This is a genomic window from Aedoeadaptatus ivorii, assembly GCF_900638585.1.
Lineage (GTDB): Bacteria > Bacillota > Clostridia > Tissierellales > Peptoniphilaceae > Aedoeadaptatus > Aedoeadaptatus ivorii.
The window spans coordinates 643,744-660,243 of the sequence record NZ_LR134523.1; the positions used below are offsets into that span (position 1 = coordinate 643,744).

At 52.8% G+C, this 16,500-nt stretch carries 17 protein-coding genes; all 17 read left to right on the plus strand.

Going from position 1 to position 16,500, the window contains the following annotated elements:
- Positions 1-60 precede the first annotated feature (60 nt).
- The 17 genes from EL294_RS03210 (at position 61) to nifJ (ending at position 16,423) form a co-directional block, all read left to right on the plus strand.
- Positions 61-1,920, plus strand: a complete 1,860-nt coding sequence (locus EL294_RS03210) for a TIGR03960 family B12-binding radical SAM protein (protein ID WP_126465176.1) — start codon at positions 61-63, stop codon at positions 1,918-1,920.
- A complete protein-coding gene (locus tag EL294_RS03215; protein WP_164715201.1) occupies positions 1,895-2,578 on the plus strand; it encodes a TIGR03936 family radical SAM-associated protein in 684 nt (227 codons plus the stop codon). The genes EL294_RS03210 and EL294_RS03215 overlap by 26 nt, the downstream gene beginning before the upstream one ends.
- Positions 2,562-3,743 (plus strand): ribonuclease E/G, encoded by a 1,182-nt coding sequence (locus EL294_RS03220; protein ID WP_126465179.1) that lies wholly within the window; start codon positions 2,562-2,564, stop codon positions 3,741-3,743. The genes EL294_RS03215 and EL294_RS03220 overlap by 17 nt, the downstream gene beginning before the upstream one ends.
- 101 nt (positions 3,744-3,844) lie before the next feature.
- Positions 3,845-4,153 (plus strand): 50S ribosomal protein L21, encoded by a 309-nt coding sequence (gene rplU / locus EL294_RS03225; protein ID WP_126465181.1) that lies wholly within the window; start codon positions 3,845-3,847, stop codon positions 4,151-4,153.
- A complete protein-coding gene (locus tag EL294_RS03230; RefSeq protein WP_126465183.1) occupies positions 4,153-4,482 on the plus strand; it encodes a ribosomal-processing cysteine protease Prp in 330 nt (109 codons plus the stop codon). The genes rplU and EL294_RS03230 overlap by 1 nt, the downstream gene beginning before the upstream one ends.
- Complete coding sequence (gene rpmA, locus EL294_RS03235) at positions 4,483-4,773, plus strand: 50S ribosomal protein L27 (RefSeq protein WP_126465185.1); 291 nt, start codon at positions 4,483-4,485, stop codon at positions 4,771-4,773.
- Positions 4,774-4,899: 126 nt separating this feature from the next.
- Positions 4,900-6,171, plus strand: coding sequence for a GTPase ObgE (gene obgE / locus EL294_RS03240; RefSeq protein WP_126465187.1), 1,272 nt, complete (start codon positions 4,900-4,902; stop codon positions 6,169-6,171).
- Positions 6,172-6,179: 8 nt separating this feature from the next.
- Positions 6,180-6,470, plus strand: coding sequence for a ribosome assembly RNA-binding protein YhbY (gene yhbY, locus EL294_RS03245; protein ID WP_126465189.1), 291 nt, complete (start codon positions 6,180-6,182; stop codon positions 6,468-6,470).
- A 3-nt stretch (positions 6,471-6,473) separates the two neighbouring features.
- A complete protein-coding gene (nadD, locus tag EL294_RS03250) occupies positions 6,474-7,082 on the plus strand; it encodes a nicotinate-nucleotide adenylyltransferase (RefSeq protein ID WP_126465191.1) in 609 nt (202 codons plus the stop codon).
- Positions 7,079-7,651, plus strand: coding sequence for a bis(5'-nucleosyl)-tetraphosphatase (symmetrical) YqeK (gene yqeK, locus EL294_RS03255; RefSeq protein WP_164715202.1), 573 nt, complete (start codon positions 7,079-7,081; stop codon positions 7,649-7,651). Before nadD ends, yqeK begins: the two co-directional genes overlap by 4 nt.
- Positions 7,648-8,544, plus strand: coding sequence for an LCP family protein (locus tag EL294_RS03260; RefSeq protein WP_126465195.1), 897 nt, complete (start codon positions 7,648-7,650; stop codon positions 8,542-8,544). Before yqeK ends, EL294_RS03260 begins: the two co-directional genes overlap by 4 nt.
- A gap of 30 nt (positions 8,545-8,574) precedes the next feature.
- Positions 8,575-8,925, plus strand: coding sequence for a ribosome silencing factor (rsfS, locus tag EL294_RS03265; protein WP_126465197.1), 351 nt, complete (start codon positions 8,575-8,577; stop codon positions 8,923-8,925).
- The gene (locus EL294_RS03270) at positions 8,922-9,296 is read left to right on the plus strand and encodes a RidA family protein (RefSeq protein WP_126465199.1); all 375 of its coding nucleotides are present in this window, start codon (positions 8,922-8,924) and stop codon (positions 9,294-9,296) included. Before rsfS ends, EL294_RS03270 begins: the two co-directional genes overlap by 4 nt.
- Positions 9,297-9,302: 6 nt before the next feature.
- Positions 9,303-9,908: a ComEA family DNA-binding protein gene (locus tag EL294_RS03275; protein ID WP_126465201.1), complete on the plus strand. Its 606-nt coding sequence runs from the start codon at positions 9,303-9,305 to the stop codon at positions 9,906-9,908.
- 56 nt (positions 9,909-9,964) lie between these two features.
- Positions 9,965-11,827 carry an excinuclease ABC subunit UvrC gene (uvrC, locus tag EL294_RS03280; RefSeq protein WP_126465203.1) on the plus strand — a complete coding sequence of 621 codons (1,863 nt, stop codon included), beginning with the start codon at positions 9,965-9,967 and terminating at the stop codon, positions 11,825-11,827.
- Complete coding sequence (hprK, locus tag EL294_RS03285; RefSeq protein ID WP_126465205.1) at positions 11,820-12,767, plus strand: HPr(Ser) kinase/phosphatase; 948 nt, start codon at positions 11,820-11,822, stop codon at positions 12,765-12,767. Before uvrC ends, hprK begins: the two co-directional genes overlap by 8 nt.
- Positions 12,768-12,880: 113 nt before the next feature.
- Positions 12,881-16,423, plus strand: coding sequence for a pyruvate:ferredoxin (flavodoxin) oxidoreductase (gene nifJ / locus EL294_RS03290; protein ID WP_126465207.1), 3,543 nt, complete (start codon positions 12,881-12,883; stop codon positions 16,421-16,423).
- The last annotated feature ends 77 nt before the right edge of the window (positions 16,424-16,500 follow it).

Consider the following 16,500-nt stretch of genomic DNA (forward strand, 5'->3'; position numbering starts at 1 on the left):
TACTGTCTTTTCTTATATGCGGGGACGCGTCCCGTCGATAGAAAGGCGAAGAGGAGTGCTATGATTCAATCGGAAAAGCTGGAGAAATGTCTGAAAAAAGTAGAAAAGCCCGCTCGCTATATCGGCAGCGAACTGAACAGCATCTACAAAGAGGATCCGAAACTGCGTTTTGCATTCTGTTTCCCCGACGTCTACGAGGTGGGCATGAGCCATTTGGGAATGCAGATTTTGTATTTTGCCATCAACGAACAGCCCCTCCTCGCATGCGAGCGCGCCTTTGCGCCCTGGCCGGATATGGCGGAGGAGATGAAAAAGGAATCGATCCCCCTCTACGGATTGGAATCGAAGTTGCCCCTTTCCGAGTTCGACGTGGTGGGCTTTACCCTCCAATACGAAATGAGTTATACCAACATCCTCTATATGTTGGATCTCGCGAACATTCCCTACAAGGCCGACGCGCGGCGAGAAGACGATCCCATCATTATCGCCGGCGGTCCTTGTGCCACGACGCCGGAGCCCTTGGCAGATTTTATCGACTGTTTCGTCGTCGGGGAAGGGGAAGAGATAAATATCCGCCTTCTGGAGACCGTGCGACGGGGAAAGGAAGCGGGAAAGAAAAAGCGCGAGATCTTGCGAGATCTTGCAGAGCTCGAGGGCATCTATATCCCCGCCTTTTACGCAGTGGATTACGACGAAAACGGACTGATCGCCGGGCGCCGCGCCCTCGTACCGGAGGCGAAGGAGACGATTTGCCGCATACGCCTTCACGATATGAACGAAGGCTTTCAACTGGATCGGCAGATCGTGCCCTTTATCGAAACGGTACACGATCGGGCGGTGGTGGAGCTCTTTCGCGGCTGCACGCAGGGTTGCCGCTTTTGCCAGGCGGGGATGATGTATCGTCCCATCCGTGAGCGCGATACCGAAACGCTCCTTACCATGGCGGACAACATCCTTAAAAACACCGGCTACGACGAGGTGTCTTTGACCTCGCTTTCTTCGTGCGATTATCGCATGTTGATGCCTTTGGTCGACGAATTGGTGCGGCGGTATGAATCGGACAATGTGGGCATCAGCCTGCCGTCGCTGCGCCTGGACAGCTTTATCGTCGACGTACTGCGCCAAATCGAAAAGGTGCGAAAGAGCGGCCTCACCTTTGCCCCCGAAGCGGGGAGCCAAAGAATGCGCGATGTGATCAACAAAAACGTCACCGAAGAGGATCTCATGTGGGTGGTGAACAGCGTCTTTGCCGAAGGGTGGAGCCGCATTAAGCTCTACTTTATGATCGGCCTGCCGGGCGAGGAGATGGAAGATGCCCTGGGCATACGCGATCTCGCCTATAAGGTGAAAGAGGCGTTTTTCGATCGCCCCAAAGAAGAGATTCGCGGGCATTTTACAGTGACCGCATCGGCGTCGTGCTTCGTTCCCAAGGGGTTCACCCCCTTTCAATGGGCGCCGCAGGACAGCCTCGAGACCTTTTTCGAGAAAATTCAGGCGCTGCGTGGGTCGATACGCGATCCCAAGGTAAAGTTTCAGTACCACGACCCCTATACTTCGCGCATGGAGGCGATCCTCGCCCGGGGCGACCGGCGGACGGGGGCTTTGATCCAAGAGGCCTATACGCGAGGACAGATCTTCGACGGCTGGAGCGAATACTTCCGCTACGATGTTTGGGAGCAGGCGATGGAGGCCGCCGGGATCGACGGCGACTTTTACGCCAATCGCACCCGCGCCTTTGACGAGATTTTGCCCTGGGATTTTATCGACATCGGCGTCAGCAAAGCGTATCTGAAAAAAGAGTACCAAAAGGCGATGGAAGGCATTACGACGCCGGATTGCCGGGGTGCCTGCAATGGCTGCGGCATCCGAAACTGCGAAATGTGGGAGGAATTTCATGCAACTGCGCCTGGCATTCAGTAAAAAAGGGATGATTAAATTTATTTCCCACCTCGATACTGTGCGTGTCTTTACCCGCGCCATTCAACGGGCGAAAATCCCGGTCCTCTGGTCCGAGGGCTTCAACCCCCATCAGAAGCTTTCCATTGCACAGCCTCTGAGCGTGGGAACCGAGAGCGAATACGAGGTGGCGGATTTCGAGGTGGAAGACGGCACCGACCCCGAAGCCGTGAAGCGGGCGCTGAACGAGGCGCTTCCCGACGGCATTCGGATCCTCGCGATAAAGGACGACTTCGACGCGACATCGGTGTTCGAGCGCATCGAAACCTCGCGCTACCGGCTGTTCTTTCCCGCGACGATCTATCCCGCAATAGAAGCACTCGGGGAGATCACCGAACGCGCCCTGGCGCGGGAGGAAATCCTCGTTCGGCGGCGCAAGAAAAAGGGCAAAAAGCGGATCTTTATCGACGAGGACATTAAACCTGATATATTTTCGATCGAATGGAAAGAAGAACGGGGCGGCAGCGCCCTCTACGCCCTGTTAAAGGCGGGCGGCCACGGCAATCTGCGGCCCGACCGATTTTTGGCTGGCGTATTCGAAGAATCCGGCCTGGATACGGACTATGTGCAAATCAGGAGGATGATGAGTATGGATCGTGACGGCAATGAAGTACAAATCTGACGCCTTTTTATTTGTCGATGCGGAAGAGCCGAAACTGATGGGCCGAATCGAATCCGGCGTCTTAAAGGAGATCCACCTCTTCGGCAGGTCGTCGATGGTGGGAAATATATACCGCGGCTATGTAAAAAATGTCCTGCCCGCCATGGACTGCGCCTTCGTCGACTTCGGCGAGGGCGAAGCGGGCTACCTCCCCATGAAATATGTCTATCCGCTTCCGTATCGAAAGTCGATCAAAGGCGGCGATACGGTGATCGTCGAGGTCAAAAAGATGCCTTTGGGGGACAAGCGCGCGGTTCTTTCTACCGATTACAGCCTGCGCGGGGAGTATCTGGTCCTCTTGCCCGCCAATCGCGGGGTGCGAATCTCGAAAAAAATCGAAGACGACGCCGCCCGCACGCGCCTCAAGCGCTGGGCAGAAGGGCTGCCCGACCGTCCGGGTTTGATCGTCCGCACCGAGGCGATGGCGTGCGATGCCGATGTGTTGGAGCGGGAATACCTGCGGCTGGCGGAGATCGCAGAGGCGATCGAAAAAGAAAGAAATTTTTTGCCCCCGACCAAGCGTCTCCGATCGGACAATCTGCAGGCGAGTCTGTTTGTCCGCCACCCGGAGCTTCCGATCGTAATCAATGATCACGCCGTCGAAAAATACATTTCCGATTCCTATCGGACCGTCTACGATCCTTCCTTCAGTTTGCGGGGACTGGCCCAATATCGAAAGCAATTCGACGAACTCTTTTTTGGCGTCGTCCCCCTTCCTTCGGGCGGCAATATCGTCATCGACGAAACCGAAGCCTGCGTCTGTATCGACGTCAACAGCGCATCGGTCAAGAAGCAGGGGAGTTTTCAGGCGATGCGAAGGTCCGTCAATGCCGAGGCGATGGAGGCGTGTATTGCACAGATTCTGCTGCGCAATATCAGCGGCATGATCGTCATCGACTTTTTGCACGGTATGGACGAGGAGGAAAAGGCGGAGATCGCCGAAAGATTTCGTCGCGGACTCGCGGACGATCCCATGAATTCTACGGTCTACGGCTTTACCGCCATGGGCCTGTTTGAGCTTTCTCGCCAGCGACGGGAAGCCTCATTTCCCGCCGCCTACCGGGCGCGAAAAACCCAGAACCGCGAGCGCATAAAAAAAGAGATTTCTCGAGAGAAAAAATTGTAATTTCTAAAAAATTGTGGTATCATACTTTGATGTAACCGCACCTAAACAGGTCAGAAGCGAATCACCTGTTGGGGCGAGTCTTATTATGAGGAGGTGCTACAATGTACGCAGTTATCGAAACCGGCGGAAAGCAATACACCGTTCACGAAGGCGACTTGGTGAAAGTGGAAAAGCTCGACGCGAACGAAGGGGATTCCGTATCCTTTGACAAAGTTCTCCTGGTACAGGAAGAAGGCGGTCTGAAGGTCGGCAAACCCTATGTAGAAGGTGCAAAAGTCGAAGCAAAGGTCCTGAAACAGGCCAAAGACAAAAAGGTCATCGTCTACAAGTTCAAGGCGAAGAAGAACGAACGTAAGAAAAAAGGCCATCGCCAACCGTATACGCTCGTAGAAATCGGCAAATTGGCATAATGACGAAGATCGTACTCTACTTTCGCGACGGAAAGCCCATCGGCTTTTCTGCGCGGGAGCACGCGGGAGACGGGGACGAGATCGGCGAAATCGTCTGTAACGGCATTTCGGCACTGACTTTGACCTGTATCCTGTCGATCGGAGAGATCGCAAAGATTTCCGAGGACGATATGCACATCGAGCAGTCGGAAGCCTATCTGTTCTTTCGGCTCAAAGACGGCGTGGAATCGGAAACGGCGGTAACGCTGTTGCGCTCCATGATCGTAGGTCTTAACGCCATTGCAGAGAAATACGAAAACTACATGAAAATAGAGACTCAGGAGGTTTAGATGATTCAGTTTACGCTCGAACTCTTCTCTTCGAAGAAGGGAATGGGTAGTTCTAAAAACGGTCGCGACTCCGAATCCAAGCGTCTCGGCGTGAAGAAGGGCGATGGACAACACGTACTCGCCGGCAACATTCTCGTACGTCAAAGAGGCACTAAGATTCACCCCGGTATCAATGTGGGGATCGGTAGCGACGACACCTTGTTCGCTAAAGCCGACGGTCGCGTTTCTTTTGAAACCCGCGGCAAGAACAAGAAAATCGTAAATGTACATCCTATCGAAGAATTAGCATAAACAAGGCCGCAGAGAAATCTGCGGTTTTCTTTTTATCTTATATAGTTATTAGACTTCCTTTTCTTCAATTATAAAAGAGTCAAAACCGTGCTGTGATATAATGAAGCAAGGAAACGGGAGGTGTCTATGTTTGTTGATATTTGCCGCATTTCCGTGAAAGCGGGAAACGGCGGCGATGGTGCCGTCGCATGGCGCAGAGAAAAATATGTACCCGCCGGCGGACCGGCCGGGGGAGATGGCGGGCGCGGCGGCAGCGTGGTATTGGAAGCCGACGAGAGCATCCACACCTTGATGGACTTCCGTTACAAGCGCGTCTATAAAGCGGAGAACGGCGAAAACGGCCGCAGCAAAAAGCAGTTCGGGGCCGACGCAGACGATATCGTGCTCAAGGTACCGGTGGGTACCGTCGTGCGCGACGAAAAATCGAACAAGGTCATCGTCGATCTAAAGCGACCCGGGGAACGCTTTGTCATCGCCCAGGGCGGGCGCGGCGGCAAGGGCAATGCCCGCTACACCACCAGTACGCGTCAGGCGCCCACCTTTGCCCAACTGGGCTTTCGCGGCCAGGAGCGGGACATCGTGCTCGAACTCAAGATGATCGCCGATGTAGGGCTGGTCGGCTTTCCGAACGTGGGAAAATCGACCCTTCTTTCGGTCATCTCGAGTGCTCGACCCAAGATCGCCAATTACGAATTTACGACCCTATCTCCCAATTTGGGCGTCGTGTATTTGGGACCGGAGCAGAGCTTTGTCTGCGCGGACATTCCGGGTTTAATCGAAGGCGCATCGGAAGGCATAGGGCTCGGCCACGATTTTCTACGACATGTCGAGCGAACCGGCGTCCTGATCCACGTATTGGATGCGAGCGGCGCGGGTTATCGTGATCCCCTGACAGATTTCGAGACCATCAATCGCGAGCTGGCCGACTACAACGCGGCGCTGACCGAAAAGCCGCAGATCGTGTTTTTGAACAAGATGGATCTGCCCGAGGCGCGCGAAAACGAACCGGCGCTGCGAAAAGCGCTGGAGGAGAAGGGCTACGAAGTCTTCTCCGGTTCCGCCGCCACCACGGCGGATATCCGTCCCATGCTGTATCGGGCATTTGACATTCTTCAGAATACGAAGATCGAATACGAGACGCTGGACGAAGAACGCTATGTAGAAGAAGAAAAGCGAGAACCCGGCATTTCCGTCCGCAAAGAGGCGGGAAAATACATCGTCGACGGGGGCTACATCGAGCGCCTTTTGGGCTCTACTTTTTTCGACGACCGGGAATCTCTGCGCTATTTTCAGGAGAATCTGCGTAAAAACGGCGTCATCGATCGGCTCCGGGAATTGGGGATCGAAGAGGGCGAATCGGTCTTTATTGCAGGATATGAATTCGAGTTTTTTGAATAGGGAGGACTATGATTACCGCAAAACAGAGGGCGCAGCTGAAACGGCTGAGCCATGGCATGAAGCCCTTGATGCAAATCGGAAAGAACGGCATTACGCCGGGGGTGATCGAGCAGATCGACGCGTTATTGGAAGATCACGAGTTGGTGAAGATCACCTTGTTACAGAATACGTCCGTAGAAATGCAAGAAGCGACCGATGCGCTCTTGGAAGAGACGGGTGCAGAATTCGTACAGTCGATCGGCTCTAAGCTGACCTTGTACCGGGCATCGAAAGAAGATCCGCAGATCGTCCTGGAGTAGAAAATGAAGATCGGCATCATGGGCGGCTCGTTCAATCCCATCCACATGGGACATTTGATGATGAGCGAATACATTCGGGCGGAGCTCGGCCTCTCGAAGGTCCTATTTATCCCCACGGGAAACGCGCCCCACAAGCGAGATTATTCCGTGCCCGCTTCGGACCGTTTAAAGATGGCGGAGCTCGCGGTGGCGGACAATTACTATTTTGAAGTATCGGATATCGAAGTGACCCGCACCGAAACCACCTATTCCGTGGACACCTTAGAGAGTCTGCGGTCGCTCCATCCGGAGGCGGAGTTTTATTTCTTTTTGGGTTCGGATATTTTACAGGATCTCAAGACCTGGAAGCGGTTCGGAGAGCTGGCGCAGTTGACGCGCTTTGCGGTGGCGGTGCGACCGGGCTTCGGTCAGGTGACGCGGCGGGCGATCGGCCAGGAGATCCGATACTTAAAGGAGCACTTCAATGCGGGCATCGTACTGATCGACACGCCGCTCTTGGAGATTTCCTCGACCAATTTGCGCAATCGGATTCGCCAGGGCAAGTCCGTAAAGTACTTTTTGCCCGACGATGTGATGACCTATATTCGAAAAAAGGGGTTTTATCAATATTGAAGACACCGAATTTTAAGAAAATTGAATCGGATATCGGAGAAAAACGGTATTTGCATACATTGCGGGTGACGAAAACCGCCGAAGAACTGGCGGAAATCCACGGCGTGAACGGTGAGAAGGTCCGGATTGCGGCAAGGTTGCACGACGCCTGTAAATATCCCGATGCGGCGGCGATTCGGGATCGCGCACGCGCTTTAAATATGAAAGAAGACGACGTGTTCAAAGATTTTCCGCAGATTCTCCATGCCTATGTGGCCGCGACGTGGGCGCAGAAAGAGCTTGGCATTACGGATCCCGAGATTCTCGACGCCATCCGCTACCATACCACCGGAAGGGCCGATATGCGTCCGTTGGAAGAGATCGTGTTTTTGGCGGATTATCTCGAGCCGATGCGCAATTTTGAGGGCGTAGAGGCACTTCGCGCACTGGCGAAAAAAGATCTCACCCAAGCCATGGCGGCATCGGTGGCGCAGAACCTAAAGTACCTACTCGAGAAGCGGATTCCCGTCCATCTCGACACCGTGCGTTGCTATAATTACTATATCGGACAGATCGGAGGCGGCCGATGAAGAGTTTCTTTCGAGGGTTTTTTGCCACCCTTTTGATCGTCTGCGCCCTGTTTTTCGGGTCGCAGTGGTATATCAACCGCAGCGACAATACCGCGGCGCAGACTTGGGTGGAAGATCTGAAAAACAGCAACGAAAAATTTCAGGTCCTTCTTATCGGCATCGACAGTCTGGACTCGAAACAGGCGGAGAATACGCGCAGCGACGTGATGATGGTATTGGACGTCGACGGGGCGAAGCGCACGGCATCCCTCGTATCCGTGCCGAGAGACAGTCGGGTCCCCATCGAAGGGCATGGAAAGACGAAGATCAATCACGCCTATGCCTATGGAAAACAGGACCTCGCCCTGCAAACCGTCAATGAAAATCTGGGGCTCAACATCCCCTACTATATCGTCGTCGACTACGCCTTTGTCAAAGACGTGGTCGACATTGTCGGCGGGATCGACGTCGATGTGCCGATGGATATGGATTATGAGGATCCTTCGGCGGATCCGCCGCTGTATATCCACCTCAAACAGGGTATGCAGACCCTAAACGGCGACGAGGCGCTTCAATTCGTGCGCTTCAGAAAGGGCTATAAAAACGCCGATCTGGACCGCGTAAAGGCGCAGCAGGCGTTTATTTCCTCGCTGGTTAACAAGGTAAAATCTCCCGGCGGTCTGCTCCATGCGCCGTCTTTGTTCGTAAGCTATATGGACCATACGACGAGCAATATGCCCCTATCCAAGGTGTCGCGCATGGGACTTACGTTGATTTCCATCGGCGAAGAGAATCTGACGACCAACACTTTACCGGGTACGCCGAAGACCATCGACGGGATTTCATATTTTATCGTCGACGAGGCCGGCACCGACCGACTGTTGAAAGATCTGCACATGAAACCCTTGAAATAGGGTATACTGAAATAGAAATAAGGAGGTAGAATGGAAAAAGTCGAATTGACCGGAAAGTTAAAAATTATCGATCAAAGTGCCGAAGCCAAGGGCGGTGCGGACATACAAGTCCTGGACATCCGCCAGATGACTTCCATAGCCGACTATTTCGTGATCGTGAGCGGAAACTCGACCCCGCAGCTGAATGCCATCGCCGAAGAAATCGAAGACAATATGGCAGAAGCGGGCTATGAGACCTACCACCACGAAGGAAACGGCATGTCCCGCTGGATTGTATTGGATTATGGTGATATTATCGTCCATATCTTCCACCGGGAAATGCGCGAGTTCTACAACTTAGAGAGACTTTGGACTCAGGATTTTAAGGAGGAAACAGAATGAACATTACCCAAACGGATAAAGCACCTGCGGCCATCGGCCCCTATTCCCAAGCCGTCGTATCCGACAGTGTGGTCTATACGTCCGGCCAGATTCCGGTGGACCCGGCGACCGGCGAGCTGAAGACCGACATCAAGGAAGCGACCCACCAAAGCCTGACCAATCTGAAAAACTTATTGGAAGCCTCCGGGTCTTCTTTGGAAAATACCTTGAAGGTCAATATCTTTATTACCGATATGGACCAATTCGGCGCCATCAACGAAGTCTATGCGGAATACTTCAGCACCCACAAACCGGCGAGAAGCTGTGTGGCCGTAAAGACCCTGCCGAAAAATGCCGTCATCGAAATCGAGGCAATCGCCCGCACCAAGTAATGGATCATGGATCTTTCGCCCCGGGAAAAAAATATTATCCTCTGCTCCATCGCCCTAATTGTCCTCGTGGTTTCGTATTTCACCTATAAGGACAAGAAACGACAGGAGCCCGATGCGCCGATGATGCTATATGCCGAAAGCGGCGATTTTTCCGGCGCGCAAAATGTGGAGCGACAAATAGAAGTGCCGGTGGAGACGGGCACGATTTTCGTCGACATCGGCGGTGCGGTACAGCGTCCCGGACTCTACGAACTCGACGCGGGAAGCCGCGTAAAAGACGGCATCGTCGCGGCCGGCGGCATCATTGGCGAAGCGGATATGTCGCAGGTCAACCAGGCGAGAAAGCTCTCCGACGAGGAAAAGCTCTACATCCCCCACCGGGGAGAAGAAGTGCCGCAAGGCGAGGCAGGTGAATCGGAGGGGGCGGGGCCCGTTAGCATTCAAACCGCATCCAAAGAGCAGTTGATGCGCCTTCCCGGCATCGGCGAGAAGACCGCCGATAAGATCATCGAACATAGAAATGCCCATCCTTTTCAACAAGCGGAGGACTTAAAAGAAGTTCCGGGCATCGGCGAAAAGACCTATGAAAGTTTAAAACCATATATCAAATAGAAAACTGACCTTCCCGGTCAGTTTTTTACTAGGATAGAAAAGGAGCATTGCGGCGAATGAGCGAAGAGAGTATACGAGAAAAACTCGCCAAATTGCCCGACGATCCCGGCGTGTATCTGATGAAAAACAAGCTGGATCAAATCATCTATGTTGGCAAGGCAAAGAATTTAAAAAATAGAGTTCGACAATACTTTGGCTCCTACGGCAAGGGCGATACAAAGGTGCGGAGTATGGTGAGCCATATTGCGGATTTCGAGTATATAATCGTAGAAAACGAATTGGAATCCTTAATTCTCGAGTCGAATCTGATCAAAGAGTATCTGCCCAAGTACAATATCTTGCTCAGAGACGACAAACAGTACCCCTATATTAAGATCACCAACGAGCCCTTTCCGCGGGTGTTAAAGACGCGGCGGATTCTCAAGGACAAGGCAAAGTATTACGGCCCGTTTCCCGATGTGCTCGCGGTCAATCAGTCCATCGAATACCTCCACCGAATTTTTCCTCTCAGGAACTGCAAATTGGATCTTTCCAAGCCGAATTCCGTCGTGCGTCCCTGCCTCAACTACCATATAGAGCGCTGTGCCGGTCCCTGCATCGGGGCGGTCACCGAAGAAAAGTACGACGGCTATATTCGCGCCATTACCGATTTTCTCGACGGCAAGCCCGCGCCCTTTGTCGCCGATCTGGAGGAGAAGATGCAAACAGCTGCCCGCGAGATGGAATACGAAAAGGCAGCGGCATATCGGGACCAATTGCGGGCATTTCGGACGCTCATGGAAAAGCAGCGGATTACCGACGCCGGCAGTTCCGAAGAATTTGACGTCATCGGCATCGCCACCGACGACCGCGACGTCTGCATTCAGATCTTTTTCTTTCGCGACGGGAAAAACATGGGCAGGGAGCACTTCTTTATGGAAAATCGCTACGGCGACAGTTCCGCGCAGCTGCTCCACGCCTTTATCACCCAGTTCTATCACGGCACGGCCTATATCCCAGCCAAACTCTACATTCAAGAAGTTCTGCCGGACGGCGCATTGGTAGCGGAGATGTTGAGTATAAAGCGGGGCCAGGCGGTGCATATTCACGTACCCAAGATCGGCGAGAAGAAGAAGATTCTTTCCATGGTGCGAAAAAATGCCGTCGATATGCTCGACAAACACGGCGAACAGCTGCGCACCAAACAAAAAAAATCCGTCGACGCCTTGGCGGATCTCGCGACCAGACTTCATCTAGACCATATGCCCGAGCGGATCGAAGCCTACGATATTTCGAATATCTCCGGCGCCGAAAGCGTCGGTTCTATGGTGGTCTTCGAAAACGGCGAGGCGAAGAAAACCGATTATCGGCGGTTTCGCATCAAGGAAGTACAGGGCCCCGATGACTACGCGTCCCTGAGGGAAGTCCTATACCGCAGATTCCGCCGGGGCCTTCGGGAGCGCGCCGGGGAAGGGGAGGCGCGGGGGTTTTCCACCTTTCCCGATTTGATTTTGATGGACGGGGGAAAGGGCCAGGCAAGACAAGCGGAGATCGTCCTCGAAGACTTGGGGCTCGACATTCCGGTAGCGGGTCTCGTAAAAGACGACTTTCACAAGACCCGTGGCATCTATCTCAACAAACAGGAAATCCCCTTGCCGCAAAACGCACCCGTCTATCGCCTCGTCTACGGGATTCAGGAAGAGGCACACCGCTTTGCGATCACCTATCACAGAAGCCTGCGCTCTAAGGCGGGCTTTAAATCCGAACTCGACGACATCCCCGGAATCGGCCCCAAGCGCAAGGAGGCGTTGATGCGGTATTTTCGCTCTATTGAAAAGATCAAGCACGCCGACATCGAAACCCTTTCGGGCGTACAGGGCATGACGAAGCGGGCGGCCACATCCCTTTACGAGCACTTTCACGGAGGAAAAGATGACTGAAGAATATAGAACGAGTTTTACCGTCGAACAATTGATTCAATCCAACGACTTTGAAGTGGTGCATAAGGCGGTCAATGTCGATCGCGTGCGCTTATATACCCCCGAGTTCAATCGGCCGGGGTTGCAACTCTGCGGTTTTTACACGAAATTCGTCTCCGACCGCATTCAGATTATCGGCGGGGCGGAGTGGCACTACCTAAAGGCATTGGACCCGGAAGTGCGGCGGTCCCGTCTCAAAACCCTATTCGAGCATGAGATACCGGTCTTGATCGTCACCCGCGGCCAGGAAATCTTCCCCGAGATGCTGCAATTCGCCGGCGAACACGACTGCACGATCCTGCGAACCGTAGACCCAACCTCCCGGGCGGTCAACAATCTAATCAACTTTATGGACGCCGCCTTGGCGCCGACCATCCGCAAACACGGCATACTGCTCGATATATACGGCGTGGGCGTGTTGATCGTCGGCGACAGCGGCATCGGAAAATCGGAGACGGCGCTTGATTTGATCGTAAACGGACACAAACTAATCGCCGACGATTCGGTGCGCATTCGCAAATTGGAAAACCGCCTGATCGGCACCTCGCCCAAAGTCACGCGCCACTTTATGGAGATCCGGGGCATCGGCATTATCGACGTGGAACGGCTCTTCGGGATCGGCTGTATTATGGAAGAAAAGGAAATCGAGCTGGTGATCCACCTCACCCAATGGGACGATTTTGCCGATTACAATCGGTTGGGGATAGAGGATGAAAGGGTTTCTATACTCGACATTTCTTTGCCCAAAGTGGAGATTCCCATGCGCACGGGAAGAAACACCGCGGTCATAATAGAGATCGCGACGCGAAACTTCAAACAGAAAGAAATGGGATATAACGCCGCATTGGCTTTAAATCAACGTGTTTTGGAGTCGATCGAAGAAAATAAGCGCAACCGATAAGACGGTTATTATCATTTTTGTAATATTGCATACTTCTTGCGTCTACTTGAATATTCATCGATGACTGATATAATTAAGCATATAGGAAAATGTTGTTTATTTAGGAGGTTAAAATGGCAAAAATGATGAAAACTATGGACGGGAACACGGCGGCGGCACACGTCTCTTACGCGTTCTCCGATTTGGCGTGTATCTTCCCGATCACCCCGTCCTCTCCCATGGCCGAACATATCGACGCATGGGCAAGCAACCACAGAAAGAATATTTTCGGTCAAGAAGTCAGTGTTAAAGAAATGCAATCCGAAGCCGGCGCAGCAGGTGCCGTTCACGGTGCATTACAAGCAGGCGCTTTAACTTCCACCTATACCGCATCGCAAGGTCTCCTCTTGATGCTCCCCAACATGTATAAGATCGCCGGTGAACTGCTTCCCGGTGTTTTCCACGTTGCGGCTCGCGCATTGGCAAGCCACGCGCTGAGCATCTTCGGCGACCATCAAGACGTTATGGCGGTACGCGCTTCCGGATTCGCCCTTCTCGGTTCCGGTTCCGTACAAGAAGCAATGGACCTCGCAGGCGTTGCCCATTTGGCAGCCATCAAAGGCCGCGTACCCTTCGTACACTTCTTTGACGGATTCCGTACTTCCCACGAAATTCAAAAGATCGAAGTTCTCGACTACGACGATCTCGGAAAATTGGTGGATATGGATGCCGTCAACGAATTCCGCGCACGCGCTTTGGCACCCCAAGACCCCGAAGTTCGCGGTACCGCACAAAACCCCGATATCTACTTCCAAGAAGTGGAAAGTGCCAACCCCTACTACAACAATATCGTTGGCATCGTAGAAGAGTATATGGGCAAAATCTCCGAACTCACCGGAAGAGAATACGGCCTGTTTAACTACTACGGCGATGAAAACGCAGAAGATGTTATCGTAGCTATGGGTTCGGTCACCGAAACCCTGGAAGAAGTGGTAGACTACTTAGCTGATAAGGGCGAAAAAGTCGGTGTACTCAAGGTTCACCTCTATCGTCCCTTCTCCAAAAAGCACTTCTTGGACGCTATGCCCAAGAGCGTAAAACGCATTGCCGTTCTTGACCGCACCAAGGAAAAGGGCGCAAACGCAGAACCCCTTCTCCTCGACGTCAAGGACATCTACTACAACGAAGAAAATCGTCCCATGATTATCGGCGGACGCTACGGTCTGGGCAGCAAGGACACCACGCCTTCTCAAATGCTCGCCGTATTCAAGAACTTAAGAGCCGATGAACCCAAGGAAGGCTTCACCGTAGGTATCGTCGACGACGTAACCAACCTCTCCTTGGACATCGACGAATTTATCGAAACCGAACCCGAAGGAACCATCGGATGTAAATTCTGGGGCTTCGGATCCGACGGTACCGTAGGCGCAAACAAGAGTGCCATCAAGATCATCGGCGATGGCACCGATATGTATGCACAAGGTTACTTCGACTACGACTCCAAGAAGTCCGGCGGGGTTACCATGTCCCACTTGCGCTTCGGCGATAAGAGAATCACCTCGACCTATCTTCTGACGGCAGCCAACTTCATCTCCTGCTCCAAGCAATCCTATGTTCACCAATACGACTTGCTTCGCGGCATCAAAAAGGGCGGTACCTTCCTCTTGAACACCACCTGGGATGAAAAGGAATTGGAAGAAAATCTTCCCGCAAGCCTGAAGAAATTCATCGCAGAAAACGAAGTCGAATTCTACACCATTAACGCGACCAAGATCGCAGGCGAAGTCGGACTCGGCGGACGCACCAACATGGTTATGCAAGCGGCATTCTTTAAGCTCGCAGAAGTTCTACCCCTCGAAACCGCAATCGAAAAGCTGAAAGAAAGCATCGTTTCCGATTACGGCCACAAGGGCGACGAAATCGTCAACATGAACTTTGCCGCCGTCGACCGCGGTATGGACGCCACCAAGAAGATCGAAGTTCCCGCTGAATGGGCAAACCTCAGCGAAACCGAATCCTACGAAATCGAAGGTGCACCCGAATTCATCAACAAGATTCTTGTGCCCATCAACCGCCAAGAAGGGAACGACCTTCCCGTCAGCACCTTTGTCGGCATGGAAGACGGCACCTTTATGTCCGGTACCAGCCGTTACGAAAAACGCGGTATCGCCGTAAACGTACCCCAATGGCAAATCGAAAACTGTATCCAATGTAACCAATGCTCCTTCGTTTGCCCCCACGCCGTCGTTCGTCCCTTCTTGCTAGACGAAGAAGAAGCGGCCAAAAAGCCCGAAACCTTCGAAACCAAGGAAGCAAAGGGCAAGGGATTGGATGGTTATGAATATCGCATTCAAATCTCTCCCCTCGACTGTACCGGTTGTGGAAACTGTGCACAAGTTTGCCCCGCAAAGGAAAAGGCACTCGTCATGGTTCCCTTCGAAGAAGAATTCGAAGTACAATCCAAAAACTGGGAGTTCGCTTCTAAGGAAATCAAGTCCAAACAAGACGAAATTCCTGCTGACAGCGTAAAGAACTCGCAATTCCACATGCCGCACCTCGAATTCTCCGGTGCCTGTGCAGGTTGTGGTGAAACCCCCTATATCAAACTGGTAACCCAACTCTTCGGCGACCACATGATGATTGCCAACGCAACGGGATGTACCTCCATCTGGGGCGGCTCCACTCCCTCCATGCCTTACTGCACCAACGATATGAACCAAGGTCCCTCCTGGGCAAACTCCTTGTTCGAAGACAATGCGGAATACGGCTACGGCATGAAGATCGCTGTCGATCAACAACGCGACACGATCCTCGCAAATATGGAAGCATTCAAGGAACTCGGTGCCGACGAAGAAATCGCAAAGGCATTCGACAAATGGCTTGAAAACTACAACGACTACAAAGCCACCAAGACCGCAACGGCAGAAATTCTTCCCTTGCTCGACAAGAAGACCGGAAATGAAGAAGCGGACAAATTGCTCGCCAACATCAGCAGCATGAAACGCCTCCTTATCAAACCTTCCCAATGGATCTTCGGCGGTGACGGATGGGCATACGACATCGGTTACGGCGGATTGGACCACGTTTTGGCCAGCGGCGAAAACCTCAACATCCTCGTCGTCGATACCGAAGTATACTCCAACACCGGCGGTCAATCCTCCAAGGCTACCCCGACGGGTGCGGTTGCGAAATTTGCCTCCAACGGTAAAGAAGTTCGCAAGAAGGACCTCGGTCTCATGATGACCAGCTACGGCTACGTATATGTCGCACAAATCGCCATCGGCGCCGACAAGAACCAAGCCCTCAAGGCCATAAAGGAAGCCGAAGCCTATGACGGACCCTCTTTGATCATCTGCTACGCTCCCTGTATCAACCACGGCATTCGCCAAGGTATGGGCGTATCCATCGCAGAAGAAAAGAAAGCCGTCGAAACCGGTTACTGGCACCTCTACAGATTCAATCCCGAGCTCACCGCAGAAGGAAAGAATCCGTTCTCCTTGGACTCCAAGAAACCGACCAAACCCTACAGAGAATTCCTCGAAGGCGAAGTTCGCTACACCTCCCTGCAAAAGCTCTTCCCCGAACGTGCGGAAGCGCTGTATGAAGCAGCAGAGCAAAATGCGAAAGAACGTTACGAAAGTTACGAACGCCTCCACAACATGGAAGCGGGAGAATAAGTCTCTGAACGATAAAAAAGTACCGAGCCATGGCTCGGTACTTTTTTTGTGTCTATGAAAAAGATTTCATTTTCAAA

What these genes read in the sequence shown, in the direction of transcription:
- nifJ (WP_126465207.1), top strand. Translation starts at nt 12,881, where the DNA reads ATGGCAAAAATGATGAAAACTATGGACGGGAACACGGCGGCGGCACAC.
- rsfS (WP_126465197.1), top strand. Translation starts at nt 8,575, where the DNA reads ATGGAAAAAGTCGAATTGACCGGAAAGTTAAAAATTATCGATCAAAGT.
- EL294_RS03220 (WP_126465179.1), top strand. Translation starts at nt 2,562, where the DNA reads ATGAAGTACAAATCTGACGCCTTTTTATTTGTCGATGCGGAAGAGCCG.
- EL294_RS03270 (WP_126465199.1), top strand. Translation starts at nt 8,922, where the DNA reads ATGAACATTACCCAAACGGATAAAGCACCTGCGGCCATCGGCCCCTAT.
- obgE (WP_126465187.1), top strand. Translation starts at nt 4,900, where the DNA reads ATGTTTGTTGATATTTGCCGCATTTCCGTGAAAGCGGGAAACGGCGGC.
- EL294_RS03275 (WP_126465201.1), top strand. Translation starts at nt 9,303, where the DNA reads ATGGATCTTTCGCCCCGGGAAAAAAATATTATCCTCTGCTCCATCGCC.
- EL294_RS03210 (WP_126465176.1), top strand. Translation starts at nt 61, where the DNA reads ATGATTCAATCGGAAAAGCTGGAGAAATGTCTGAAAAAAGTAGAAAAG.
- EL294_RS03260 (WP_126465195.1), top strand. Translation starts at nt 7,648, where the DNA reads ATGAAGAGTTTCTTTCGAGGGTTTTTTGCCACCCTTTTGATCGTCTGC.
- rpmA (WP_126465185.1), top strand. Translation starts at nt 4,483, where the DNA reads ATGATTCAGTTTACGCTCGAACTCTTCTCTTCGAAGAAGGGAATGGGT.
- rplU (WP_126465181.1), top strand. Translation starts at nt 3,845, where the DNA reads ATGTACGCAGTTATCGAAACCGGCGGAAAGCAATACACCGTTCACGAA.
- yhbY (WP_126465189.1), top strand. Translation starts at nt 6,180, where the DNA reads ATGATTACCGCAAAACAGAGGGCGCAGCTGAAACGGCTGAGCCATGGC.
- uvrC (WP_126465203.1), top strand. Translation starts at nt 9,965, where the DNA reads ATGAGCGAAGAGAGTATACGAGAAAAACTCGCCAAATTGCCCGACGAT.
- EL294_RS03230 (WP_126465183.1), top strand. Translation starts at nt 4,153, where the DNA reads ATGACGAAGATCGTACTCTACTTTCGCGACGGAAAGCCCATCGGCTTT.
- hprK (WP_126465205.1), top strand. Translation starts at nt 11,820, where the DNA reads ATGACTGAAGAATATAGAACGAGTTTTACCGTCGAACAATTGATTCAA.
- nadD (WP_126465191.1), top strand. Translation starts at nt 6,474, where the DNA reads ATGAAGATCGGCATCATGGGCGGCTCGTTCAATCCCATCCACATGGGA.
- EL294_RS03215 (WP_164715201.1), top strand. Translation starts at nt 1,895, where the DNA reads ATGCAACTGCGCCTGGCATTCAGTAAAAAAGGGATGATTAAATTTATT.